The following is a 25885-nucleotide window of genomic DNA, read 5'->3' on the forward strand; positions in this document are numbered from 1 at the left end:
TTAACTATAGTAGCTTTAAATCTGTCCAATCTTTACTTTGTGGATAAGCATCTATCGACTTGCCGGCAACTACTAGCTCTGGAGCTAGCTCTCGTAGCGGTATTAAGACAAAATTACGTTCAAGCAGTCCAGCATGCGGTATGGTTAATTGCGGCTCTGCAATTTGCGCTTCACCATACAATAAAATATCGACATCAAGACTACGTTCACCCCAACGTCGTATGCGCGCACGCTTAGCTTGCTCTTCTAGCTGCTGACAAAATGCGAGCAACGCAAAAGGTGGCAACGTTGTCTCAAAACCAGCGACCGCATTAACAAAGTCGGGCTGATCTTGTGGTCCCATAGGCGCTGAGGCGTAGAATGAAGAAACACGAACGTCATATATTTGCTGATGTGCACGCATCAGTGCAAGTGCTTGCTGCAAATGCTCTATAGGTGAACCTAATTCATTAGCCAGATTGCTACCCAAGCCTACATAGGAAGTTACCCAATGGGCGTTGCCCGTATCGTTATTCATATTAGACATTATCGGTACTAGGCTGACGGCGGCGACGCTTCGATGGGACAGGCCCTTTATTATCAATCACTTTACCAGAATTAACCTTGCCGTTAGCAGCTTGACTGGTTTTATCAGACTTTGCTTCTGCAGTTTTAGCTGGTTTTCTCGCTTTCACAGGCGTAGTTGCTTTATTAGTACTTGCCTTGTTTTCTGACTTGTTTCCTGCCGTAGCTTCGGCATGCTTTACCGTTTTCTCAACTTTAGTATTAGCTTTTCCATTAGACTGAGTTGCTGGCTTAGGCGCTTTTTTGGCGTACTTAGGGGCAGTTTTTGATACAGGCTCATTATTAGCGCTGTTAGCAACGCTAGGCTCACGGCGGCGACGCTTATGCGGTATCGGCTCGTTATTCATACTGACAAGCGCAGGCGATCTTGCTATCGTTTGAGTGGCCTTTTCTTTAGAGGTAGAAGGTGATGGTTTGTCTTCTAAGTGCTCTGACTGATGCGCTTCCTTATTAGCCGATGCATTTTTAGCGACGGTCTTTTTTTGCTCAGGCTGTTGATGAGGCTTAGTCTTATCTCCAGCCGTCTTATGCTTATCGCTACCTGATAGCTGCTTTTGTAATGGCGGCACGACGCTTTGGTGTTCGATGACGAACAACGGCGCAGGTTGGGCGTTTTGCTGCTTATCCGACATTTGCTTATTGCTACTGGCAAGAGACAGTTTTTGTAACTGAGCAAGCTCATCAGTGGCTTGCTTTAATGGCTGCGTAACATCAGTTTTACCTTTATGGCTATCAGACTGCGTAGCTTTAGCAGACTGACTTGTCGCACGGCGGCGACGTGCTGGAATAGTTGATGAATCATTTACCATTGTCTGGTCACTACTACGGTCTTCGGCACTGCTACTGGATCTACCATTAACCTTGCTGTCCGACACGCTTTTTTGATTGGACGTCCATTTGTCAGCGGTATCTGCTGCTGACTTTTGACGATTGCGCCCGCGACCACGCTGAGATTTTTTGTAAGCGCCGCGGCGAATACTTTCATCAAAGTCATCGATCGCTTGCTGCTGCTGACGCTCAGATAGAGTCTGATAAGTCTGCCACCAGTCGCCCATACCATTGGTCGACTCTGATAATGGATGCTCAGCATCCCCGCACTGCTCACGCAATAACAAAAAGTCAAAACCAGCACGAAAGCGTGGATGTTCAGAAAGCTGAACGATTTGCTTGTTGCGCGGAGCAGCAAGCTTTGGCTGCAATATCCAAATATCACGGATAAATTGCTCAGCAAACTTTGGAATCGCAGTCTTAATACGTTGGCGATCAATAACCTTACCAGCCGCATACATCTGTGCTTCTGCAAAAGGCATGTTACGCTTTTTGGCTTTTTCTAGCTGATGTAAGTAGTTTTCCCATAATAGAGCTGCATAGAAAAATGCGGGATTGATGCTTTTGCCCGCTGCAATGCGTTTATCGGTATTGATGGCGACTTGTTTGACTAAAGCGCTTGGCTCAGATGGCGGATAGATAACCAAGCTGTCAATCGCACCCGATTCAAACAATAGCGGCAACAATGGTACTAAGTAGCCGCCAGTAAACATCTTTTGCGTTTCATCATAGAGACGATGCGGTGATATTTGCTCAAGCAATGCCCAATTATCATCGTGAAACTGCTGAGACAACTCTTCGTCAAACTCAAAGCCCAATTTGGCTTTGAAGCGTAACGCGCGCAATAACCTTACCGGATCTTCTTCGATACGAACTGGCGCATGACCTAATAGGCGAATGATTTTATTATCAATGTCTTCCAGCGCTCCGCAAAAATCATGAACCACGCCTTTAAGTGGCTGATAATAAAGTGCATTAATAGAAAAATCACGACGAGAGAAGTCTTGTTTGATATCGCCCCAGACATTGTCACGCAAGATCATACCATCCTGATTGGTATTGGCGTCACTCGTTGGTGGCCCGCGAAAAGTAGCCACTTCAATCAACTCGCGCCCGGAGTACACATGCGCCAACTGAAAGCGGCGACCGATAATGCGACAACGCTTACCAAAAACGTCTTTGATCTCATGCGGTTTGGCATCGGTGACCGCATCAAAGTCCTTTGGGCGCAGACCTAGCAAGGTATCGCGCACGCCGCCACCAACGATATAAGCATCGAACCCAGCTCGGGTTAATGTGGCAATCACTTCAGTAATGGAATTGGGTAATTCAGATTTATTTAGCTCTAATTGCTTGGCGGCACGCTCGGCCATGCATCTACTCCTCGCCGGTATTCTTTAACCACCACTGACGAACACAGCGTTTGTCAGGCGGATGTAACTACTAGTTTAACAAATTTTGTGCGTGGTAGGTGCGTTATGACATTTACTTACGTGCTATTTTGTCAATATTAGGGTTAATTAAAGCAAAATAATGCTATTAATCTTGCACCCTTAAACGACTTCGATTTTTCTCAACCGTTTTTGCGCCGATACCTTTGACCTTTGCTAGCTCATCAACGCTTTTAAAATCGCCAAACATGTCACGATATAAAATAATCGCTTGGGCTTTACTACTACCGATACCGTTTAGTGAAACCAGCTCACCTTCAGAGGCACGATTGATATTCACTGTCGTTTGCTCGCGCGCTTGTGTTTTAGCATTTTCCTGCGCCAACAGGTACTTATAAGCGCTTTGTGGGTTATCAAAACAAGGCGCTGCATTTGCACTACTGGCTATTATAGTAACCAAAATAAAGCCCAAAGTAGCGATCATTAATAAACGAACGAATGGGGCTTTGTGATAAGTACTCATAACGATCTTTCATGTCGTTTCGCTGCATCCCATAGTGCATCCATTTCTGTTATATCACTATCTTCCAAATGCTTACCAACCGCAGCCAGTTGTTCTTCAATATAACCAAAACGCGACTTAAATTTATGCACGCAAGTAAGGGTCGCTGTCTCAGCGTCAAGGTTTAATTTGCGCGCGACGTTGACTAGGGCAAACATGCAATCGCCCAGCTCTTTTTCAATCTCTCTAGTATTGGCTTCAATTTCAAATTTGGATTTCTCTATCAGCTCAGACTTTAACTCACTAATCTCTTCTTCAAGTTTTTCAAAAGCGCCTGCTACGCCTTCCCAATCAAAGCCTAACTTTGACGCCTGCTTTTGTACCTCTTGCGCTTGCATCAAAGCACTTCCTGCTTTGATATTATCCAAACGACGCTTTAATTTGCCCCGTGCCTCGCGCGCTTGCTGCTCCTCCAATTTAATCTCATTCCAGCGCGCTTTAACCGCCGCTTCGTCTGTTAGGGTTTCAGCCTCAAATACGTGCGGATGACGGCGAATCAGCTTCTCTTGTAGAGTGGTAATGACATCGCCCATATCGAAACGCCCTTGCTCAGCATACATCTGGCAATGAAAGACGACTTGTAGCAGCACATCGCCAAGCTCACCTTTGATATCTTCGTCATCATCGCTTTGTACCGCCTCGCCTAGCTCATAGGCTTCTTCAATGGCATAGGGAATGAGGCTATGATTGCTTTGTTTTTTATCCCACGGACAGTCAGCGCGCAATCTTGCCATCAGTGCTAACAAGTCATCAAGTTGCCCACTCGCTTCTGGAGTGCCTTGTACAGTTGTGGGAGGCAGAACTTGAAGATTCTTATCTAAACTGTCTTGGGGTTTTATGTCTTGACGGCTCATAACAGATACTCTTATCTTTTTATTATTGCTTATATTTACTACTCATTATCTAATGGCTCAACCCATTAAATTTGTTAGCGTAGTTAGCGTAGGCTGGATTTTTAACCCAGATTTGAGATTTTGCAAAATTACAATGCTGGGTTAAAAACCCAGCCTACAACTTTTATTTATTGTTGAATAGAATGACGTTAATTTCATAACGATTTTGTCATTAGTGTAGCATTGAATGCTTATTAGCTTATAATTGTGCTATCTACTTCGTTATTTTACCACTGCTTTAGCGCAAGGAATCTTGTCATTATGTCTACTTCTGCGACCACTAGCTACCAGCCAGCAACTGAATTTCATTCTATTACGATTAGCTCATTTAAAGCTTATGATATTCGCGGTGAGCTTGGGGTCAATCTTGATGAAGATATCGCTTACCGTATCGGGCGTGCTTTTGCACAGATTTTATATCAGCGTTATAACGCAGCAGCCGATCAGCAAGATAGCGATTTGACAGACTTACAACCTGCTATCGTTATCGGTAGTGATATTCGCCACTCAAGCGAGCAATTAAAACAAGCGACCCTCAAGGGTATTATCGACGCAGGTGTCGATGTCATCGATTTGGGTATGACGGGGACAGAAGAGGTATATTTTGCGACCAGTCACTACCAAGCGCTCGGCGGTATCGAAGTCACGGCCAGCCACAACCCTATTAACTATAATGGGCTAAAACTGGTAAAAGAGCATTCAAAACCCATCAGTGCTGATGAGGGTCTGGCAGAGATTCAAGCATTAGCAGAGACGGGACAATTTACCACGGCGCATCAGGCAGGAAAATTGCAGTTATTAGACGATAAAAGCGCCTATGTTGATCACGTTATAAGCTTTATCGATACTGACAAACTCAAACCACTTAAACTGGTTATCAACTCTGGTAATGGCAGTGCAGGCCCTGTCGTTGATCTATTAGTTGATAAACTGGCACAAGCTGGCGCACCGATTGAAGTCATCAAACTGCATCATACCCCCGATGGCAGCTTCCCCAATGGCATCCCCAACCCAATGATTGAAGCCAATAGAGTCGCTACCCAGCAAGCTGTCTTAGAAAACAAAGCCGACCTCGGTATTGCTTTTGATGGGGATTTTGATCGTTGTTTTTTATTCGATGAGAATGGCGAATTTATTGATGGCAGCTACGTCGTTGGCATGCTGGCACAAGCATTTTTGAATAAGTATCAACACCAAGAACAAGGCGAATCCATCGTCTATGATCCACGAGTAATTTACAATACCGAAGCAGTTATCGAAGCACATAATGGCAAGGCGGTCATCAGTAAGTCGGGGCACTCATTTATCAAGCAAGTCATGCGCGAATCGGGCGCAGTCTATGGGGGTGAGATGTCCGCGCATCACTATTTTCGCGACTTTTTCTATTGTGACAGCGGCATGATTCCATGGCTATTAACCATTGAGCTATTATCCACTACTGGCAAGACGCTATCAGAGTTGGTCACAGGCTATATTCACGCGTATCCTAGCTCAGGTGAGCTTAATTTTCGTCTGACTACCCATGATGCGCCGACTATCATTCGTGCTATCGAAGATAAGTTTGACGCTCAAAATCCGAGCAAGTCGATGCTTGATGGTTTAAGTCTTAACTTCGGTGACTGGCGTTTGAATCTACGCGCTTCCAACACCGAACCGCTTATTAGGCTTAATATCGAAACCCATGGTGATAAGTCGTTGTTAGCCGATAAGGTACGAGAAATAAAGGCATGGCTGAGCGAGCAAGGCGCGGTGTTGGCTTAAAACTTTGTCCACACAAAATAAAATCTTGGTTATAAGTTTATAGAAAAAGCGTTTGTTCCTATCTATAGTCAGTCCTATATAAAAGCGGTACAAAAATTACAACGCATGACTGGGTTAATTTTTTCTTGCTTGTAGTGCCTACGCAGACAGAGGCTACGCAAAATTTACTCCAGTAGTGCTGTATTTATCTTATAGTCGATCTACTATGTATGAATAAACGCTGATTATTTAGCGCGGCCAATACCTATATAATCACCGATCAGATTATCCATCTGGGTAAAGGTTAAAGCGTTTTGCGTATCAAATATAGGTTGCGCGGTTTTGTTGATTTGACTGATATCCAAATCCTTGTCCAATGGCCAGCTCATGATAAACAAGGCTTGAGTATCATCAAGTCTTGTATAAGGATCTTCAACTAGCGTTAATAAAGGCTGCTTGCCGTATAGTGTCTCTAATTCAGTCTGCGCCTTTTCGCTGTAGATAATCGTCTGAATATTATACGACCATAGCAATGCTAACAGTGGATGAATCGCTGATCCTACGGTGCGACCGGACCCTGACTTGTAGCTACCGCCCCAGATCATCACGGTCTTATTATCGATAAAACCATCGAAATATTGCCAGAACTTACGAAATATCAGCTCTTTTTGGTCTTCATTGATATCGAGCACTGACTGTAGCATCGGCATATCCACGCGGCTCGCCTGCCCCGATTGCTGTAGCTGTAATAGCTCCGTCGGTAGTGTATTACCACCAAAGCCCCAGCCTGCTTGCAAATAGCTACTCCCAACGCGCTCATCTAATCCCATGATGTGACTGACTTGCTGAATGTCGACGTCGTGACTATCAGCAAGGCGCGACATCTCATTCATAAAGCTTACTCGCGTCGCCAGCATACTCATGATGCTACTGCGGGCAAACTCTATCGTTGCAATATCGGCACTATGATTGACACGAGCTTGTTGCATCAAAGGCTGTAGCGCACTTAGATGCTGACGGCTACTGTCCGCTGTCTTTTCGCCAAGCAGCCATAGTGACGGTGTCAACATCGAGCTATAGGCAGCGCCATCTTGCAAAAACACAAAGGGTATGTAATATACCCATGCACGTTGCAAGCGCTGGGCAAGCGCTGAGATATGCCCTAATTGCTCAATACTACTCATGATAATCGGTAACGCTTGCTGGCGACTTTGATTAAACGCAGTCACCCAGCTCTCCTCCACCCATACTGACTTTATACTGTCCAAAAACAGCCAATAAAGCGCCACTTTTGAGCGTGGTTCACTGTCATCACTGGCGGACTCATAAGTATGCAATAACTGATGAGCACTACTTGGCAACGCTTGACTGATAATCTGCTCTTGCTGATCATACATCTGCCATAGCGCCTGCAAATGCCGCTCAAAGCCATATTGCTGCAACTGCTGCTCTAGCATCCCTAAGTCTGCATATAAGTGGACAGTCTGACCCAAGCTTGCCAGCACTACGGCACTGGTAATGGCCTCGATACCGTGACCAACGATAACGCAAACTGCAGGATTTTTGGATTGATGAAGCAGTTGAGCTGACATAGAGTGACCTTCAATATTTTTATGTTAATAACATTATCTGATTCACATTAAGAGAAGCGCTTGATATGTTGTAAGAGCTGATCAGTAGAGGTATCAAATAGAGCACTACCCTCTTGCTGCATTGCATGATGCACCGACTCAGCCATCTGCTTACCCATCTCAACGCCCCATTGATCGAACGGATTAATATCCCAAATACTGGCCATCACATAGACTTTATGCTCATACAGTGCAATCAGCGCCCCCAAGCTATGCGGCGTCAGCTCATCGATAAGTAGCGTCGTCGATGGCTGGTTGCCATGATAGTACTTGTATTTGTCCGCTTCAGACATGATATGGGCCGTAGCATCAGTGATAGTATCTTCAATCGCAGCGTTACCAAAGGCCAGTACGCGGCTTTGTGCCAGACAGTTGGCCAATGACAGCTCATGCTGCTGTTGCAATGAGGCATTGTGGACCTTATCGTCATAACGACGGACGCAGGCGATAAAGTCGCAAGAGACCTGCTGCGTCCCTTGGTGTAGTAGCTGATAAAATGCATGCTGCGCATTGGAGCCAATCTCGCCCCATAGTATCGGACAGGTATCATAATCAATATGATCGCCGTGCTGGGTGACCGACTTGCCATTACTCTCCATCTCAAGCTGGGTTAAGTAGCTTGGCAAATAGTTTAAGCGCCCATCATAAGGCAATACTGTATGCGCATTTACCCGCAAAAAAGTACTGTTCCAAACAGCAAGTAAACCTAATAATACTGGTAAGTTTCGGGCAAATTCCGCCTGCGCAAAGTGCTCATCCATACTATGAGCACCCGCCAATAAACCTTTAAAGCCAGACATACCAATACGAATCGCAATCGCCAGTCCAATCGCCGACCATAGCGAAAATCGACCACCGACCCATTCCCAAAGCTGCAACTGATGCTCAGGATGGATACCCCAAGCACTCATCTTCTCACCATTAGCCGATATACCGATAAAGTGGCGACGTAATACGCTACCCTCTGTCCCATCACGGCGCTTGGCAGTAGCAAGTAGCCATGATAATGCCGTCTTCGCATTGGATAACGTATCAACGGTACCAAAAGATTTAGAAGAAATGATAAATAAAGTGGTCTCAGGATTTAAATGCTTGAGCAAATTATCAAGATGAGTTCCATCCATATTGGAAACAAAGTGCACTTCGATATCCGTATCTGCCCACTCATCAAGTGCAGTCGTCGCCATCAGTGGCCCAAGATCAGAGCCGCCAACGCCGATATTGACGACATCGGTAATCGCCTTACCCGAAAACCCGCGCCACGTACCGCTACGGACCCGCTCAGATAACCTAGCAACCTGCGCCAGACTATGATGCACATCTGCCACCACATCTTGCTCATCGACTTGTAGCGTTGCAGTCTCAGGCAGGCGTAACGCGGTATGTAGGGCGGCACGCTGTTCACTGGTATTGACCATCGCCCCTTGTAATAGTGCTTTGATACGAGCTGATAAATCACAGCTCTTTGCTAGATGTAGCAGATTGGATAACACCGTCTCATCGATACGCTGCTTGCTATAGTCCATATAGAGCGCACCAGCCTGCGTGCTAAAGCGTGTGGCACGCTCATAATCTTGAGCAAACAAGGCGGTAAGCGACCACGGCTGATCTGCTAGGCTTTGCAACTGCTGCCAATACTTAGAGCGGCGCGCGCTATTATAGGCGTTATCATCCTTGATATTATTCATTAGTGATATTACCCGTCAGTTATTTAGCATCTGCTAGTTGCTGCTCAGCAAAATAGATAAATGCCTGCATATATGAGCGCATATCACCTGCATCATAGCTATCGCCGCGCATAGTCGTCACATTGACCCCGTATTCGTTAATAAGTGCATCAATCGCATCAGTCAGCTGAATCTCACCGCCGACCGAGGCTGTGGTATTGGCTAGATAATCAAAGATTTGATTGCTAAATACATAACGACCAACCACCGCTAAGTTGGATGGCGCATCGTCTAAGCTCGGCTTTTCTACAAATCCCGCCACTGCAAAACTAGCATTACTATCTTTTGTAGCAGACTTATCATTGATATCTTTGGCATCATCATTCTTTAACTTAGCGATACCGTACTTATGCACGTCCTCATCAGCGACTTTATCTACCAATATTTGCGAATGCTTATCCTTAGCAAAGGCATCAATCATAAAGGCTAAATTATCAGTGGTCATATCAGTGGTAAAGGGGTCGAGGACCACATCCGGTAATAGGACAGCAAAATCATGCGCGCCTATAATGGGACGCGCGGCCAACACCGCATGGCCCAACCCTAGCGGCTTACCCTGACGGATCATCGATACGGTCACATCGTCTGGTAGCCAGTTTAAGCTATCGGCAAGCTCGTCTTTACCTTTATAACGCAGTTGATTATCGAGCTCGGCATTGATATCGAAGTAGTTTTCAATTGCGCTTTTTTGTGCATGCCCGACTAAGACAATATGTTTAATACCGGCAGCGATGGCCTCCTCAACGACATAATGAATGGCTGGGCGATTGCCAAGCGGCAGCAGCTCTTTTGGTACGGATTTAGATAGCGGTAGCATACGGGTGCCGAAGCCTGCGACGGGGATGACGGCGTGGGTGATATTGGGCATGTTTGAATAATCCTATTAGCACTTATAATAATATGCGTAATCTACTTATTGTGGAAATAATTTAAAATACAGGAGCTATAGCGTATCATAATAAAATTTACCCGCTATCAAAAGATAGGTTGTATCAGCCCATGAATTTTAACCAATATATTCAACCGCTTCTGTCAGGCTATTGTATTCATTATAAACGCTCGCCACAGCGCTTAGCATTAGTAGTCGGTATGCAGCCGTGGCAGGATATGGTTGGAGACTGGGTATTTGAGCCAGCGCATATACAGATACAGCGGCATTTTAGTAAACGCTACTTTAACCTATGGTTAAAACCCTTTATCAAACTTGTAAATCCTGTCATTTATATATGGGGATATAAAGCGCCTGAATACTTTATTGACTATATACGAGAACAAGGCCTAGATATTTTCTTTTTAGAAGATGGTTTTATCCGCTCAGGCCCTAACGATGACAGCAGTACGCCGCCATTATCTATCGTCATGGACAGCCAAGCGCCCTACTTTGATACGACACGGCCGAACGATTTAACAGATTTAATCGCTAACTTCGACTTTGATCAAGACGGTTATAATGGGGAATTGGCACAGGAGATGCTAAATTATTACATCTCGCATCGAGTGAGCAAATATAATCATCAGCCCTATGTGGATGTGCAGCCTATCTATGGGGTTAAGAATAAGAAGCGAGTATTGGTATTAGGACAGGTACCTCATGATGATTCATTAAAGTACGGTGGCAGTGAGGGTATTACGCTGCTTGATGTGGTCAACAAGGCCATTGAAGAAAATCCTGAGGCCCAAATTATCGTGAAACCGCACCCGATGACGCTGGATGATCCGTCTATCGTCAGTGCGCTGACTGAACTAGATTGCCTTATCCTCACTCAGTCTATTCATTTAGTCGACGCGTTAGAGACAGTCGATCATGTCTATACGATTACTTCATTAGGTGGATTTGAGGCGTTACTTAGAGGCAAGAAGGTCACCGTATTAGGGCGACCTTTTTATTATCAGCTCTTAGAGACTAATAGCAACAGTACTTTAAAGAAAAGACAAACAGTTATATTTTATTTAATTCTTAAATACAACTTTAATATCACAAACCTTGCTGCGAAATAGTTCAATTATATAGATGGCTTTAAAATGCTAGCACTAAGCTAAAAACTCATTATAAAGCCTTATAGCATTAATCAGTAGAGCTTGCTGTCTATCCTCTCTATCAGAATGTAGAGGCAACATCGACAAAAATAACAAAACTGTTAATGGCATTATCGATTTAACCTCTATACCATTAAAAGACTTTGTAAGAAAGAAATGCTGAAACTCTTCTATTTCGGATGATAACTCAAAGCTTAGGTTGTACTGATAATCTTCTATAACTTCTAATTTATATCGATTGGCAATAATATGGTCATACAATCCTATCACAGAGTGAGTTAACTTAGCTATGTCGTACCTCTGATCACCATATATTGTAAAATTTCCATGAAAGTCCATCCCTCTTGGGTCAATCAACTTAATGTCATTTATTCTGGAGTCATACAAAATATTACTAAAGCAAAGATCACCGTGTAACACCGAGCTCTGTGTCGGTAAAGCTAATATTTTATCAATGCATCTAGAAATAATACTATTTAGTGAAGGTGACTCCTGATTGTTTACGACAAAAGACTTATCTAAATCGATATTATTTGAAGAGCTATACTTCATAATTCGTTGACAAGTCTTATCTACTACTAAATTCGTAAAACTTTTGTTGATGCTACCTAACAACTTTGGGTCGATTTCGACTTGACTACTTGAGCTGATAAAAGCTGCTATTTTGTTAATAATATTTACCCATTGATTATGATGTAATTTGCCATGCACGAAGAGTTCATTTAATGGCAAGTTAGGTAGATATTCTAAAGCATACGAAAATCCCTCTTCAGAAGTTCCTGAGTCTATTAGATGTGGAGTAAAACGCTTTAACTCGGCAGGTAAGCTCTCAAACCAATAAGCCTCTGCTTCTATCTTAGATGAGAAACTTCCACTTTTATATATGACATTTTCTATCATTCTTATCTCGTTGAAAGCCCTTTCTGTAGTCATCTCACCACGAGTTTTGAAGAAAGAGTTAATATGTCCGCAGTCATACCATTTATCAAATACAACTTCAGTTAACTCATATAGATCATGGTACTCGTGAACCGATTTAGTAAAATCTCCTCTATTAATCGCTAACAGTCTAATCAGTTTAGATACGTTAGAAAAGGAAAAGAAACCACACCATACTTTAAAGCTATTCTCACTAAGATTTAACGTACTAGCAGCTTCCCAGTTGTAAAGCTCATTGGTATAGCCGATACCTATACAATCTCCTTTTATACATTGCAAGCCTCTGATTAGAGTATCACCGTGAAGGAATCTTATCGGCTCTGATCTATATCGGGTATCAATTGTATTGAGCACATATAATATATTTTCGCCCAACGAGAAGTCGCTAGGTACTTGGATAAGATCGACTTCTAATTCCTCTAACAATAATTGCTCACTTCTATTTAGTAGATAGCTATCTGGTAATGATAAGACTATAGGTTCATTAATCTCATTTTTCAAAACTTGAACTTGGTGTTCTAATAATTTTTTATTCCCTATAGGCAGAAAACAAGGAGGTATTTTTCCGACCTCTGCTTGAAACTCTGGTATAACATATGCCCCTGAGTTTATAATAATCACAGCTTTTCCCCACTCATAATTCTTCTATACTCTTCAGGTGTTCCTGCTACCTGAGTAACTTCTTCATCAATTATCTGACCTTTTATTTTATAGCCTTCTTGAATCAAATAATTATACAGCGGGGCAACATACAACTCTCCAGCTTCTAACTTGTTATTCTCTAGCGAATCTTTATAAGCTTCATTAAACAATGATGTATTACTAAAGTAATAAAGCCCATTACTTGCGTATTGACTTATCCGTCTTTTCTCTGCAGTACTAGTTACAATATTACTCATATCTAACTTAGCGAAAGACCAATGATCCCCTTCTGCAATAAAAAGCTCTAAATACCCATCACATTGATTTATCCAATCAGGTTTAAGATAGTCTTTTCGTTGAGAATCAATATTAAAAATTAAGATATCCGAGTCAAACCTTTCAGGCAACTCTTTTAAACCAAGAGATACCGTTTCAGCCTGTCCTTTAGTCTCACGATCTAAAACACAAATATGGAAACTCTCAATGCCCATCCGCAAACATTCTCTATGAACAAAACTCGGAGTATCGTAAATATCTCTTACTATAAAAAGAAAGTAATCTTTCGAAAAATAGCATTTAAAAGAACTTAGAGACCATGCAAACATGCTTTCATTTTCTATAGGTAACTGGTATTTAGGAACGTTAAAGCCAGAGTCAAAAAAACGACTACTTAAACCAGCCATTGGTATAACAAAAGTACTCACATTATGTCTCCTTATTGTTATTGATTAGCTGGGTAATCTCTGTATAACTTAGTTCTGTAAATTCATTGGGTCTTATAGCCTTGTCGTCTATGTAAAACCCCTCAAATCCACACCAAGGTTTACCAGTATATAGTTCATCATACGGAACTTCGTGTTTGTTAAGCCAATCTATTATTATAGGTAGAGTATTTGCATTAATCTTACCAGTATTCCCTTCATACGTTCTCATGTTTCTACTGGTAGAAATAATAACCTCAAAACCAAGCGCTTTATACTCTTTCATTTTCTTAATTAACAGATGGTTAGGGGCAGCGTTAGGGTAATCGCCATTAGTAGTAAAGCTAATAGTATCATCGAGGTCAAATATTAATCTTTTCATTAGAGCTCCATATAATATTTAATTTTTTATCGACTAAAGGTGTTTAGAATTCAACACCAAAAGCTTCGAATATTCTATAGTCAGTATCATCAAACCCTCTACTTTTTGCATCCTCTAGCATTCCATCAATCAATAATCCCCTATCAACTACATCTAACTCTAGATAATCGCCATGTTCAACATATTTAGATCTATAAACCTGCCCGCCAGAACTAACTATTTGATAATCAATTGGAGAATGCGCTCTGAATCTTCCACAACCATACATTGTATTTGGCTGATTCTGATATAGGCTCAGGTTCTCAAACATTCTTAAGTACTGACCCATAATAATTCTATTTCCAACGGCTATTCTATCCCCACAATCATAAGAACGAAGAACATCTGCGGAGACAGCCTGTTTGCCTTCAAGCTCACTCATGATGCTAGCTATATCTATACTAATCTCCATATCAGGTCTTACTTTGATAATATACTCATAGCTTTCTTGTAGCCTATCTTCTTCTTCACAGAGAGTTTGGTAACCACAATAATTCATATAAAACATTTTAAGCTGGTTATTAAATGCATTATTAGACATCTTATTAAGCTTATATTCTTTAAAAACCTTATTTAATTCACTATCAGCCTCAGAATAAGTTCGAACATTCTTGATTGAATAATTAGTTCCTTCTGATATCCATTTATTTTTCTTAATTAGGCTGTCCTTAACAACAGATCCTTCTAAAAGTAACTTTTCGATGGATGGGTAACGCTGATACAGATGACTACCTAAGACTCCCTCATGAGAGAACAACTTAACAATATCCTGATCAAATATGCGGTAATAAGGTTTCGTAACCACATTATAGGGTATTTTAAATCCTTTCTTTTCCCAACATGAAATAAACACATCAAACTCGTACTCATCACTATTACTGAAATTTAGTTGGCCATTTTTTGTACCTCTAATTTGGCCCGCAATAATGACACCTACTTTCTTCTTACGTATGGGCCGTATTCTAGTATTCTGCTTAGTACTTCGAAGTAATAGCGTACTCGGATGGTCTTCTAGCGAATGTCTCGTACTCTCATCAAGAAAGGTATCTTCTACCTCTAAATTGTTAATGTTATAGTAGTTAAATAAGTGTAATAAATTATATTTAGCAGTATCGATATCATACATATCGTGTTGATATGCATTATAAGCTTTCTTGTAAAGTTCAGGATCGTAGCCTTTAAGAGTTGACATGTAAATTCTTATAAATAACCTTAAATACCAAGGATGCTTAAAATCAGCCAAATATAAGTTAAATAGATTAATTAACTTATTAGCATCTAATTCGTAGTTTTTACGCCTTTTACCATCCATTGTTTTCACTACATGTGAAAATATTTCTATATATGGAGATTTGAATGATTTTGGTAAATTAGTTGATTCAACTAGCTCAAAATAATTCTTTACTTCATCAGATTCAATACTAGAAGATAGCAACTTTACTTTATAAACTAACCCACGCTCAATATACCTAAATATATTACTACTAAGTAAATTCTCGATCAGCTCATCGTTACTTAGATATTTATATTTTCCAAATAGGACTTGGTAATAGGCTAAGTGTGAGTTTGATTCGAATTTTTGAAACGCTAGCCTCAATACCTCGTCGTACACGTCAACTCTTCTGTGCGAAAAAGATAAATCAAGAAAATATATATAATCATTGAAATGAGCTTCTCTACTATTTAAATACTCAAATAATCTTATAGCTGACTCACCTTTTTTTATTAAATCAGTAAATAAAACTAAGTTACGATCCTCTCTATCGACTTTATTGATATCAGAAAAGACCTGGATATTGTTATTATTGGCTCTCAACAAATCTTGCATCTGAGTTCTCAAAAGCTCTTTCATATAATCCTGATTGTTCATAAACCTCTCCAAAACAAATAATTTTTAATTTTTTAAATTTGAGTATAAAAATTGGTAAGCAAGATATACAAAAATAGTAGCTTTGACGTAATACCAATGACTCTTATTATATTCATCTTTTCTTATAACAGACAAGCTAATTGATATATAAATTTTTAAAGAATTTATGATTTTAATACTTAGGAATAAGTAAAAAAATGATGTAGGAATAAAATACTAAATCATTTTTTAGAATAGTACTAACATAAAACAGCTTTAGAACAAGAATCAGTTCAGTGTAGTCGATCCACTATAAGATAAGTACAGTTTTATTGGTATCAATTTTTCGAAACCTCTAAAATGTGAAGCGTACAGCAAGCAATAAAAATTTATATCGGTAGTCGGTAGAGCGTTATAACATTTATATTTATTTTATTTAGGGGTAAATATACTATTAGCCGTAGATACTTGAAAATAAAGTTGAATGGTTAATTATTTACGTTTACTCAAGAAAAAATATATTATCGAACTTCTCTAAGATTTTAGTATGAGACTTAATCATTTCAACTCCCTTCTTATTATTTTTATTATCCAATAGATTTTTAGTAAGAATATAAGCGATGGACATGGATTTACATTCTGGCGCTATTAAAGGCGAATAAACTAAAGCAGAAGAAGTTATACCAATTATACCCTGTACTTTCGATAACCTAATAACCTCCTCTATTAAAAAATCAGATTCCTTTATAACTTTAATTCTTCCCTTAGTTTCTCTTTCCAAATCTAGAAAACCTTTCATTACAAGCTCAGGTTCTTTTTTTGGGTGTAGCTTAACGAAAATATTTGATTCAGTAGATTCTATTAAATTTAATAAAGTTGTTTTTATGATGCGTAAATACTCATTTGTATTGACTCTAAATTTCTGACTAAGATATATATAGTCTTTAGGTTTGATATTATATTTATCAATAATTGATAAAGCATATCTTTTTTCGTCTTGAGTTGGTTTTTCAAAAGAAAGATAATAATTACTCTGACTCACTTTAAATGTTTTTTTTGTTAAGTCAGGAAAGCTCGTAAAAGATTCATCAAAATCAACAAACGGTTTATAAAAGCTTTTGAAATTTGAATTTGGATAAATATTTACTATTTTACTTTGAACTTCGGGACTGAAACATACCATCTTAGCTAACCTCTTAGCCTCAGTTACAAATTCTTTAGTCAATTTGTATTTTTTATACATTCTTTTAAAAACTTCAGTTTGACTCAAAGTCTCTCTAGAGAGCTTTCTCACTAGATCAAAATCGACTGAACCATTAGGTTCATAATTTTCATTTTCTTCAAGCCTATAAGTCCCTAGACCTTCTTCTATTAAAATAAGCTTAACTTTGTTGCGTTTGGCTATATTTGCTAGAATGGCATAATGAAATTGGAAGCTGTTTAAGTAAAGAGTTCTAGGATTAATTGCCTTTAAAATCTTTCTATAATTTGCTTCAATAAGCTTAATATTACTAAATAAGATGCTATTTGGATTAACCGGTAGCTTGTGAAATAGCACACCATCGAATGCATTTAAATTAAACATACCATGTATCAATTGTGGCACCGTTAGGTTTGCATCGGTATAAACTACCAATAAAAAACTATTTGTAATATTCATCTTCTCAATCAATCCTGTTACGTGTTTAAGCTGACCAAGATTTGATATAACAAACAAATTGCTTACATAATTTATATTTTCATGAGGTAAATCCTCTATATTTAAGTACGTTTTAGGTCTATATACTTTTAAACTCATACAAAATTCACCCTGGAAGTGGATTAACTATAAAAAATAACAACTTATTCTCAATATTACTATAATTTCATTAAATTTCTAAACACCACATATAGATCGATTAATAAATTATGGGATATACATAGATGGATTTCTATACTTGGATTTAAAGCTATCACGGATATGTATAAATAATAAAAACCTTACTGTACATTGTAGTAAATTTAGGTTTAGATAAGTATGCTTAAGCTTGTTTTTTTCTGAAATCCACAAGACAAAAATTAAAACCTTTATTATTTAACCTCTTGAATCAAAAGTAATCAATTAATTATTATACATTTCTTAATAAGTCTTTAGAGTCTAATGCTTTCAGATACCGCATTACCGCTTTCTTGTGCATTAAGTTTTTTTCGATATTCAAATGTTTTTCAAATTAACCATTATAAATTTAAAAATTGATCCTACAGGTATTTATAAATTTATCCACCCTTTCTTTCCTACTTCAAGTCAGTATCTATAAACACCCTTAACTATTATAATATAGTCAAGCTCACTTAAAAGTGTTATAAATTAATTATAAAACCAAATTGTTATTATAAAGACCATGACTTACTCACCAGATTTTCGTAGACAAGTTCTTAAAAGTATAGGTGACGGTATGAGCTATGTTCAAGCGGCTGAATTCTATAGTCTCAGCCCAACCATCATATAAAACTGGTCGAGACATGTTCATAGCAAAACAACAAGACAAACCAAACCAAACCCTATAAAAATACTAGATGATGTGCTACTTAATGATATCAAGGAACATCCTAATGATTAGCAGTACGAAAAAGCTCGTCGTTTAAACTGTAGTAAAACAGGCATTTACCATGCCTTAAAGCGCCTTGGTATCAGTCAAAAAAAACCTTAAAGTATCCAAAAGCGTGCCTAATAAAAAGAGCGGCGTATCACATTAAGTTAAATAGCTTCACACAGCAAGGCTACCCTATTGTATATATGGACGAGAGTGGCTTTGAGGCGAGGACTATTCGTCCTTAAGGCTATATATCGATAGGTAAATCTTGTATTGATCGCTATAACTGGCAAGCAAAAAGCGTGCTAATTTCATCGGTGCTCTCTATGAAAAGATGCTGTTTGCGCTTGATTACTTTAAGCACAACATTAACAGCAGCATATTCTACCACTGGTATAAATACACGTTAATTCCAAGTCTTAAAACCAAATGCGTGATTGTCATGGGTAATGCCCGTTTTCATAAAAATAAATGTATTAAAAACTACTTAATAGACATGGACATCGTATTCTATGGCTACCACCGTACAGCCCTGATTTAAATCCCATTGAAAAGAAGTAGGCACAAGCGAAGTTTCTACACCAAGATTGGATAGAAAATGATTTGCCTAAACTGTTTTATCATATGGATCGTATCCCTTTTATTCTGTATTGACTATATATCTGAATGTTGAATATTTAAATACTCTAAAGACTTTTGTAATTTCTTTATCTTATTTTTATTATAGATTAGAAATACTATCTTTGGATTATAAATTATGAGTCTAGAAAGTAATAACTTTATATAATAATATCCTCTCGACTCAACCCTAAGAAGGTTATTTTTTTTTAGCTTGAGGATGTCTACTTTTTCTCTTGGAATGAGAATACGTTTTCTAGCCCAACCACTATTTATTTTTCTAGTATTTTCTTTAAGTATATAACTAGTTAACTTTAAATTACTCTTGTGATAGTATTCTTTACTATCGAAATCCTGAAATGTTTTTCCGATTATTAAACTGATTTTATCGTAAACTACACCTTCCACAAGAGCTGAAGATGAGATACTCAAAAAGTACTTAGATTTCAAAATATCATCAGAGTCTAGGTCAGAAATAACTGTCACGTTATCATAACTGTTTAAAGTCGACCTTAATTCTATGAAATAATTATCTGAAGTGTTATCTCTAGCTTTATATTTAAATCTTACTTCAGGGTTGGATACTATTATTTTCTTTAGCAACTCTTTCCATCTTATTTCATCTTCAGCACTAGAGAGAATTTCTGTTTGTTCAAATATTATTGCACTCTCTTTTGGACTATTATTATTCACTACATGCGAGCATAATTTTAAGTTCAACCAACTCATTCCATAAGCTATACCATTATCTCTACATCCAAGAGCTTTACAAATCTTTTTGTATAGTTGGTAGTCCGCCTTTGAGTTCAACCAAACTTGGTCTGCATTTACTCTACTTATAAAGGCATCTAATTGATAATGACTAACGATACCAGGAAATATCGAAATTACCTTAGTTTGTGTACTGGCTAACCTACTAATAACATGATTTAGAAGGTATCCCCCCAAACAAGCAACGACATAATCATAGTCGACCAGAGAATCCAAATTGTCTTTTTGAAGATACAATATTTCTTTGAAATTTTTTGGATGATAAATTGCATCAATACCTATAAACACAGGTTGGCAATTATATTGTGCGCATACCCTTAAGGCTGTCGATTTGACAGCCTTAAAATGAGAGTCTCTTTTAAATAGAAAAGCAATTTTCAATGTCTAGCTCACTTGATTTTTTTTGAGCTGCTCACCTTTGCCAATATTAGTTTGAGCAGTTTTACCAATTAATGATTCATATTGGTCAACTAAGAAGTCTCCAGTTCCAGGACGACGTACCCATAAATTCTCTTCGGTAAAGGTTTCACCTTCCTCGATATCCTTATAAGCGACTACAGAAGCGAAAGCAAAATCAATTGTTGATTTTTCTTCAGCAACTGCACCCTTAGAACCGCCACGAGCTTTTGCAATAGCCTTGCTACCTTTAATAAGCTCGGCCATCCCATCAGAGTCCATAGAACAATTGATATCTGGACCCGCGCGATCGAAACTATCCGTGAAATGACGCTCTAGTACGCTAGCTCCTAATGCTACTGCTCCTAAGCATGCATAATTATCTACACAGTGGTCAGACAGCCCAATCACAGCATTAGGGAACGCCTCTTCCAATTCGGTCAATGCACCTAAACGTACCAATTCGTATGGAGTCGGATATACGTTCGTGCAATGTAAAAGTGAATATGGTACTTTTGCAGATTCCAATATTTCGACAGACTTTCGAATACTTTCAATACTATTCATACCAGTGGATAAGATAATAGGCTTACCAAATGAGGCAACAAGTTTGATAAGTGGATAGTTGTTACATTCACCCGACCCTATTTTATAAGCTTCTACACCCATACGTTTGAGACGGTAGGCTGCTTCTCTTGAAAAAGGAGTACTAATGAATATCATCCCTTTAGACTCAATATACTCTTTAAGAGCAGTTTCATCTTCTTCGTTCAGCGCACACCTTTCCATGATTTCATAGATAGACACGTCTGCATTACCTGGAATTACAGATTTCGCTTCTTCAGACATCTCATCTTCTACTACGTGTGTTTGATGTTTTACCATCTCTGCACCAGCTCTATGAGCTGCGTCTACCATTTCTTTAGCAACGTCTAAAGAGCCTTCGTGATTAATTCCAATTTCCGCAATAACTAACGGTTCAAAATCATAGCCGATATCGCGATTTCCGATTTTAAAGCTTGGTTTCATAATGTTCTACCTTTAATAATTAAGTTGGCTCTATCTAAATCTGCATGACTATCAATATCAATAGACTCCTCTTCATCCATTGCAATAAATTTTACAGGTTGGCAGAAAAAGGACTCATTTTTAATCAAGTTTTTGAAAGAAACGATATAAACAGCTCCATTGATACGTAATGCTTTTGGTAATAACTGTCTTGGAGCCTCTAAATCTGAAATATCCCTTATGGGAACCATTTGACCATCAACATCTTGAACGACAACTTTGTAAGGGTGATGTTCACATTCAGTCACCGATACTACAGAATTTACAGAGATATCGCTTTCGTATTCATCTATACAAGCCTCTATATTTTCAACTTCACGTAATGGACTAGTAGGCTGTAAAAGAATACATATTTCATTAGAAAGCTGCATCTCACAATATATATCTTTCAAAACTTCAATAGTTTTTGCACTGTCTGATGATGTAAGTTCTCGTCTTTCATGAACTTCAGCATCGTGTAGTAATGCTTCTTCCATTATATTTTTAGAATCTGTAGATACGATCACTCTACTAATGCTAGGTATAGATTTGGCTGACTTTATAGCTCTGGCTAATAGAGAAGTACCATCGACTAACTGTAAATTTTTATCTTTTATACCCTTTGAACCACCGCGCGCTGGTATAACTGCAATATATGTCATAGTTACTTAACCCCAGATTCATAGATCCACAAAAACTTTTTGAACTGGGATATCCCACATTCTTTTACTAACGATATGAGACTCAAATAGCTCAGTACTATTTCCCTTACCAAACCAAGTAGATTTCTCAACATCAAGTGTGTCAATCTTCGTAAGAGATTGCTTAATATCTTCTTCTGAATAAGCACAATCCAACACTGAAGGACCTCTAAAGCGAGAGTTTTGACGAGTACCTATATTTATACTTGGTAAGCCATAGAAAGGAGCTTCTCTTACTCCGGCACTTGAATTACCTATAATAAACTCCGAATTTTTCAGTAGAACTAAGAAGAACTCAAAGTTGATGGAAGGAAATATTCTAAAACTTGGATTGTCTTCATACGTTTCGATAACATCTAACAACTTCAAACTACCAGGATCATTATTTGGGTAGATAACTATATAGTTTCTACCTGAGCTATCAAGAACTCTAAATAGATTCTCAGCATATAGTTTAATATCTTTTTCTTCACTGGTTACAGGATGGAACATCACAATACCGTAGTTTTCGTAGTCAATTTCGTAATGTTTTTTTGCTGCTTTTAGACTAGGTAAACTTGCAGAGTCCATAATATCTAAATCAGGAGAACCTATAATAAAGATAGCATTATTATTTTCACCCATTTGAATCAGTCTTTGCTTAGCTTCGTCATTAGCAACCATATGAATATGAGAAAGCTTAGTAATAGAATGTCTTATTGAGTCATCGATAGTTCCTGATAACTCACCACCTTCTATATGACATACTCGAATATGATTAAGAGCTCCTACTGTAGCTCCAGCCAACGCTTCTATACGATCTCCATGTACAACGATCATATCAGGTTCGATAGAATTTACTAACCTTGAGATGATACTAATAGTATTAGACAATATAGAGCACATGGGCTCATCAATATGTTGGTTTGAGATAAGATAACTATTCTTATATTTCTGCTTTTTTACTTCATTGAAAGTTGAACCATATAGCTTCATCATATGCATCCCTGTTACTAAGACGTGAAGCTCAAAACCTTCCATACTTTCAACTTTATCCATTAAGCTTTTTATTTTACCGAAATCTGCTCTAGTACCTGTTACAAACAATATTTTCTTCATATACAAATTTCGTCCGATTTTGAATAAAAAACACCTCATTGTAGGGTTGTAGTAAAGTTTTTTCAAGGTGTTAATTTAGGGGGTAGAAGGGATCAAATCTACGTTGTTTACTCGTTTATTTACTTTTATCAATGTAAGCTTTAACTGATAAGCCTTACAAAATATTCATAATAGTAAATATATTTATGATCGGCCCTAAAACTTAACCAAAAATATTTGATTTTTAGAATAAAAAACCGATTATCGCCATAATTGTTTACTTTATCCAAGTTATCATAACAATACCTTAGTACGATAGCTTGGTAAGCTCTACTCGTAGCGATATTAAGATCTATTAAACATATTCTTTTTATCGACTAAAAAAAACACCCCAATATAGGAGTGTTTCTTCTAATAATATTTTATGCCTATATATCAGAACTAGATCTGTATTACCAACCAGTAACTTCTTTTAACTTATCACCGATTTTAGCTGGATCGCGAGTATACGCGATGCCTGCATCTTCAAAGGCTTTGAATTTCTCTTCAGCAGTACCTTGACCACCAGAGATGATAGCGCCAGCATGACCCATACGCTTGCCTTCAGGAGCCGTTACACCAGCGATGTAACCAACGACTGGCTTAGTCACGTTTTCTTTGATATAAGCAGCTGCTTCTTCTTCAGCCGTACCACCGATCTCACCGATTAGTACGATAGCTTCGGTTTGTGGATCGTCTTGGAACAGTTTTAGCGCGTCGATCTGGTTCATACCAGGGATAGGATCACCGCCGATACCGATACAGGTTGACTGACCAAAGCCAAGCTTCGTCGTTTGCGCAACCGCTTCATACGTTAGCGTACCAGAGCGTGAGATGATACCGACTTTACCTGGCTGATGGATATGGCCTGGCATGATACCGATTTTGCACTGGCCTGGCGTGATGACACCTGGGCAGTTAGGGCCAACCATACGTACATCATCTGCTTCTTCGATATAACGCTTTGCTTTTAGCATATCGATCGTCGGTACGCCTTCAGTGATCACAACGATAAGCTTTACGCCTGCATCGACAGCTTCTACGATAGAATCTAGTACGAATGGTGCTGGTACATAGATAACTGATGCATCAGCTTGAGTCGCTTCCATCGCTTCCGCCATGGTGTTAAATACTGGTAGGCCTAAGTGCGTTTGCCCGCCTTTACCTGGCGTGACACCGCCAACGACTTTAGTACCGTATTCGATGGCTTGCTCAGAGTGGAACGTACCGTTTTTACCAGTGAAACCTTGTACCAATACTTTGGTATCTTTATCAATTAATACACTCATTGTTTTTTCCTTGTATTCGGTTGTCTTGTAATAGCAGCTTGTAAACTGATATATCGTTGAATATTAACGATTCATCATCACTAAAACTGCTATTACGCTTTGACTACTATATTCAAGACTCTATATATAGAGAATTATGCTTGAACTGCGTCGACAATTTTTTGTGCTGCATCTGCAAGGCCCTGAGCTGACGTCAGCTTCAGACCAGACTCTTCTAGGATCTGCAAGCCTAATTCAGCGTTGTTACCTTCTAGACGTACTACGACTGGTACTTGTACATCAACTTCTTTGACTGCTGCGATGATCGCTTCTGCAATCATGTCACAGCGTACGATACCGCCAAAGATGTTGATTAGAACGCCTTCGACACTGCTGTCTTCTAAAATGATTTTGAACGCTTCAACCACACGGTCTTTAGTTGCGCCGCCGCCAACGTCTAGGAAGTTAGCAGGCTTGCCGCCATACAATTTGATGATGTCCATAGTCGCCATAGCCAGACCAGCACCGTTGACCATACAACCGATGTTGCCTTCTAGGGCCACATAGTTTAGATCAAATTCAGCCGCTTTTAGCTCACGCTCGTTTTCTTGCGTTTTGTCTTGTAGTGCTGCGATTTTTGGTAGACGATATAGTGCGTTTGAGTCGATACCGATTTTGCCATCAACACAAACGATCTCGCCGTTTTCACGAACTGCTAGCGGGTTGACTTCAAGTAAGGCAAAATCATTTTCGACGAATGCTTGATAAGCGCCAGTCATGATTTTTACAAACTGGTTGATTTGTTTACCTTCTAAACCCAACTGAAACGCGACATCACGCGCTTGGTAAGGCATTAGACCTACCAATGGATCTACGCTCACTTTAAAGATTTTTTCTGGCGTCTCATTAGCGACTTCTTCGATATCGACACCGCCTTCAGTTGATGCCATAAAGGTAACGCGGCGCGTAGAACGATCGACAACTGCGCCAAGATATAGCTCAGTTTGTACTGGGTACATATCTTCTGCAACCAATACGAAGTTGACTGGTTGACCATCAGCGTCAGTTTGGAAGGTTACTAGATTAGTACCGATAAGCTCATCAGCGACTTGCTTAGCTTCTTCACGAGTCTTAACCAGCTTTACACCACCAGCTTTACCGCGACCACCAGCATGGACCTGTGCTTTGATAACGGCGATATCCGTTGGGGTTTTATCAAAGGCAGCTGCTGCTTCGTCGCCACTATGGGCAATGATGCCTTCTTGAATTGGCAAACCGTAGCTTTTTAATAGCTCTTTTGCTTGATACTCATGTAAATTCATTGATTGTATCCTTTATTTTTTACAATTAATAAAAAGTGAAAATAAGTGCACGATAATATTTATATAGTGCACTTATAGCCGTAGCTCCAGTGGTTATAACGCTTATCGTTATAACCCTTATCATAAGCATAGTCATCATGATCATCAT

General features: G+C 39.2%; 20 protein-coding genes and 1 pseudogene. 3 read left to right on the top strand and 18 right to left on the bottom strand.

Translation table 11 applies throughout. The annotated features are described in order from the left end of the window. Window positions 1-4 precede the first annotated feature (4 nt). The 4 genes from folK to mazG form a co-directional block, all read right to left on the bottom strand. Window positions 5-526: a 2-amino-4-hydroxy-6-hydroxymethyldihydropteridine diphosphokinase gene (gene folK, locus ACTXGH_RS04785; RefSeq protein WP_439296083.1), complete on the bottom strand. Its 522-nt coding sequence runs from the start codon at window positions 524-526 to the stop codon at window positions 5-7. Further along, window positions 519-2765 (bottom strand): polynucleotide adenylyltransferase PcnB, encoded by a 2247-nt coding sequence (pcnB, locus tag ACTXGH_RS04790; protein ID WP_439296084.1) that lies wholly within the window; start codon window positions 2763-2765, stop codon window positions 519-521. Before pcnB ends, folK begins: the two co-directional genes overlap by 8 nt. A 166-nt stretch (window positions 2766-2931) precedes the next feature. Beyond that, window positions 2932-3306 (bottom strand): ComEA family DNA-binding protein, encoded by a 375-nt coding sequence (locus ACTXGH_RS04795; protein WP_439296085.1) that lies wholly within the window; start codon window positions 3304-3306, stop codon window positions 2932-2934. Continuing rightward, window positions 3303-4199, bottom strand: coding sequence for a nucleoside triphosphate pyrophosphohydrolase (gene mazG / locus ACTXGH_RS04800; RefSeq protein ID WP_439296086.1), 897 nt, complete (start codon window positions 4197-4199; stop codon window positions 3303-3305). Before mazG ends, ACTXGH_RS04795 begins: the two co-directional genes overlap by 4 nt. A 300-nt stretch (window positions 4200-4499) precedes the next feature. Between mazG and ACTXGH_RS04805 the strand changes: the two genes are divergently transcribed. Further along, window positions 4500-5999 (top strand): phosphohexomutase domain-containing protein, encoded by a 1500-nt coding sequence (locus ACTXGH_RS04805; protein ID WP_439296087.1) that lies wholly within the window; start codon window positions 4500-4502, stop codon window positions 5997-5999. A 224-nt stretch (window positions 6000-6223) separates the two neighbouring features. On the opposite strand, the gene ACTXGH_RS04810 is transcribed toward ACTXGH_RS04805, so the two are convergent. From ACTXGH_RS04810 to ACTXGH_RS04820, 3 genes are read right to left on the bottom strand one after another with little or no spacing between them, the layout of a single operon-like run. After that, entirely contained in the window at window positions 6224-7570 is a 1347-nt protein-coding gene (locus tag ACTXGH_RS04810) for a UDP-glucose/GDP-mannose dehydrogenase family protein (RefSeq protein WP_439296088.1), read from the bottom strand. A gap of 47 nt (window positions 7571-7617) precedes the next feature. Next, a complete protein-coding gene (gene pgi / locus ACTXGH_RS04815) occupies window positions 7618-9297 on the bottom strand; it encodes a glucose-6-phosphate isomerase (protein ID WP_439296089.1) in 1680 nt (559 codons plus the stop codon). A gap of 19 nt (window positions 9298-9316) precedes the next feature. Then, window positions 9317-10204 carry a UTP--glucose-1-phosphate uridylyltransferase gene (locus tag ACTXGH_RS04820; RefSeq protein ID WP_439296090.1) on the bottom strand — a complete coding sequence of 296 codons (888 nt, stop codon included), beginning with the start codon at window positions 10202-10204 and terminating at the stop codon, window positions 9317-9319. Between the two features lie 131 nt (window positions 10205-10335). Between ACTXGH_RS04820 and ACTXGH_RS04825 the strand changes: the two genes are divergently transcribed. Then, window positions 10336-11334: a capsular polysaccharide export protein, LipB/KpsS family gene (locus tag ACTXGH_RS04825; RefSeq protein ID WP_439296091.1), complete on the top strand. Its 999-nt coding sequence runs from the start codon at window positions 10336-10338 to the stop codon at window positions 11332-11334. Window positions 11335-11367: 33 nt separating this feature from the next. Here the strand turns inward: ACTXGH_RS04825 and ACTXGH_RS04830 are convergent, their stop codons facing one another. The 5 genes from ACTXGH_RS04830 to ACTXGH_RS04850 form a co-directional block, all read right to left on the bottom strand. Next, window positions 11368-12933 (bottom strand): hypothetical protein, encoded by a 1566-nt coding sequence (locus tag ACTXGH_RS04830; protein ID WP_439296092.1) that lies wholly within the window; start codon window positions 12931-12933, stop codon window positions 11368-11370. Next, window positions 12930-13658 (bottom strand): glycosyltransferase family protein, encoded by a 729-nt coding sequence (locus tag ACTXGH_RS04835; RefSeq protein WP_439296093.1) that lies wholly within the window; start codon window positions 13656-13658, stop codon window positions 12930-12932. Before ACTXGH_RS04835 ends, ACTXGH_RS04830 begins: the two co-directional genes overlap by 4 nt. Before the next feature lies 1 nt (window position 13659). Then, a complete protein-coding gene (locus tag ACTXGH_RS04840; RefSeq protein WP_439296094.1) occupies window positions 13660-14037 on the bottom strand; it encodes an HAD family hydrolase in 378 nt (125 codons plus the stop codon). 43 nt (window positions 14038-14080) lie between these two features. Next, complete coding sequence (locus ACTXGH_RS04845) at window positions 14081-15946, bottom strand: hypothetical protein (RefSeq protein ID WP_439296095.1); 1866 nt, start codon at window positions 15944-15946, stop codon at window positions 14081-14083. Between the two features lie 481 nt (window positions 15947-16427). Further along, window positions 16428-17723 carry an alpha-2,8-polysialyltransferase family protein gene (locus tag ACTXGH_RS04850; protein WP_439296096.1) on the bottom strand — a complete coding sequence of 432 codons (1296 nt, stop codon included), beginning with the start codon at window positions 17721-17723 and terminating at the stop codon, window positions 16428-16430. A gap of 1270 nt (window positions 17724-18993) precedes the next feature. Here ACTXGH_RS04850 and ACTXGH_RS04855 point away from each other — a divergent pair. Next, window positions 18994-19059, top strand: a pseudogene (locus ACTXGH_RS04855) (transposase); the annotation flags it as partial. Window positions 19060-19152: 93 nt separating this feature from the next. Here ACTXGH_RS04855 and ACTXGH_RS04860 read toward each other — a convergent pair. The 6 genes from ACTXGH_RS04860 to sucC all read right to left on the bottom strand — a co-directional run bounded on the left by ACTXGH_RS04860 (window position 19153) and on the right by sucC (window position 25737). Further along, entirely contained in the window at window positions 19153-20268 is a 1116-nt protein-coding gene (locus ACTXGH_RS04860; protein ID WP_439296097.1) for a DUF6716 putative glycosyltransferase, read from the bottom strand. A 3-nt stretch (window positions 20269-20271) separates the two neighbouring features. Beyond that, a complete protein-coding gene (locus ACTXGH_RS04865) occupies window positions 20272-21312 on the bottom strand; it encodes an N-acetylneuraminate synthase family protein (RefSeq protein ID WP_439296098.1) in 1041 nt (346 codons plus the stop codon). Next, complete coding sequence (locus ACTXGH_RS04870; RefSeq protein WP_439296099.1) at window positions 21309-21992, bottom strand: acylneuraminate cytidylyltransferase family protein; 684 nt, start codon at window positions 21990-21992, stop codon at window positions 21309-21311. The genes ACTXGH_RS04865 and ACTXGH_RS04870 overlap by 4 nt, the downstream gene beginning before the upstream one ends. An 18-nt stretch (window positions 21993-22010) precedes the next feature. After that, on the bottom strand, window positions 22011-23129 hold the full coding sequence (gene neuC / locus ACTXGH_RS04875) for a UDP-N-acetylglucosamine 2-epimerase (protein ID WP_439296100.1): 1119 nt from the start codon (window positions 23127-23129) through the stop codon (window positions 22011-22013). 431 nt (window positions 23130-23560) lie between these two features. Further along, complete coding sequence (gene sucD / locus ACTXGH_RS04880) at window positions 23561-24436, bottom strand: succinate--CoA ligase subunit alpha (RefSeq protein ID WP_439296101.1); 876 nt, start codon at window positions 24434-24436, stop codon at window positions 23561-23563. A gap of 134 nt (window positions 24437-24570) precedes the next feature. Then, window positions 24571-25737: an ADP-forming succinate--CoA ligase subunit beta gene (gene sucC, locus ACTXGH_RS04885; protein WP_439262437.1), complete on the bottom strand. Its 1167-nt coding sequence runs from the start codon at window positions 25735-25737 to the stop codon at window positions 24571-24573. Window positions 25738-25885 lie beyond the last annotated feature (148 nt).

Source organism: Psychrobacter sp. 1Y10, assembly GCF_052259005.1.
Taxonomy (GTDB): Bacteria; Pseudomonadota; Gammaproteobacteria; order Pseudomonadales; family Moraxellaceae; genus Psychrobacter; species Psychrobacter saeujeotis.

What these genes read in the sequence shown, in the direction of transcription:
- folK (WP_439296083.1), bottom strand. Translation starts at nt 526, where the DNA reads ATGTCTAATATGAATAACGATACGGGCAACGCCCATTGGGTAACTTCC.
- pcnB (WP_439296084.1), bottom strand. Translation starts at nt 2,765, where the DNA reads ATGGCCGAGCGTGCCGCCAAGCAATTAGAGCTAAATAAATCTGAATTA.
- ACTXGH_RS04795 (WP_439296085.1), bottom strand. Translation starts at nt 3,306, where the DNA reads ATGAGTACTTATCACAAAGCCCCATTCGTTCGTTTATTAATGATCGCT.
- mazG (WP_439296086.1), bottom strand. Translation starts at nt 4,199, where the DNA reads ATGAGCCGTCAAGACATAAAACCCCAAGACAGTTTAGATAAGAATCTT.
- ACTXGH_RS04805 (WP_439296087.1), top strand. Translation starts at nt 4,500, where the DNA reads ATGTCTACTTCTGCGACCACTAGCTACCAGCCAGCAACTGAATTTCAT.
- ACTXGH_RS04810 (WP_439296088.1), bottom strand. Translation starts at nt 7,570, where the DNA reads ATGTCAGCTCAACTGCTTCATCAATCCAAAAATCCTGCAGTTTGCGTT.
- pgi (WP_439296089.1), bottom strand. Translation starts at nt 9,297, where the DNA reads ATGAATAATATCAAGGATGATAACGCCTATAATAGCGCGCGCCGCTCT.
- ACTXGH_RS04820 (WP_439296090.1), bottom strand. Translation starts at nt 10,204, where the DNA reads ATGCCCAATATCACCCACGCCGTCATCCCCGTCGCAGGCTTCGGCACC.
- ACTXGH_RS04825 (WP_439296091.1), top strand. Translation starts at nt 10,336, where the DNA reads ATGAATTTTAACCAATATATTCAACCGCTTCTGTCAGGCTATTGTATT.
- ACTXGH_RS04840 (WP_439296094.1), bottom strand. Translation starts at nt 14,037, where the DNA reads ATGAAAAGATTAATATTTGACCTCGATGATACTATTAGCTTTACTACT.
- ACTXGH_RS04845 (WP_439296095.1), bottom strand. Translation starts at nt 15,946, where the DNA reads ATGAACAATCAGGATTATATGAAAGAGCTTTTGAGAACTCAGATGCAA.
- ACTXGH_RS04850 (WP_439296096.1), bottom strand. Translation starts at nt 17,723, where the DNA reads ATGAGTTTAAAAGTATATAGACCTAAAACGTACTTAAATATAGAGGAT.
- ACTXGH_RS04865 (WP_439296098.1), bottom strand. Translation starts at nt 21,312, where the DNA reads ATGAAACCAAGCTTTAAAATCGGAAATCGCGATATCGGCTATGATTTT.
- ACTXGH_RS04870 (WP_439296099.1), bottom strand. Translation starts at nt 21,992, where the DNA reads ATGACATATATTGCAGTTATACCAGCGCGCGGTGGTTCAAAGGGTATA.
- neuC (WP_439296100.1), bottom strand. Translation starts at nt 23,129, where the DNA reads ATGAAGAAAATATTGTTTGTAACAGGTACTAGAGCAGATTTCGGTAAA.
- sucD (WP_439296101.1), bottom strand. Translation starts at nt 24,436, where the DNA reads ATGAGTGTATTAATTGATAAAGATACCAAAGTATTGGTACAAGGTTTC.
- sucC (WP_439262437.1), bottom strand. Translation starts at nt 25,737, where the DNA reads ATGAATTTACATGAGTATCAAGCAAAAGAGCTATTAAAAAGCTACGGT.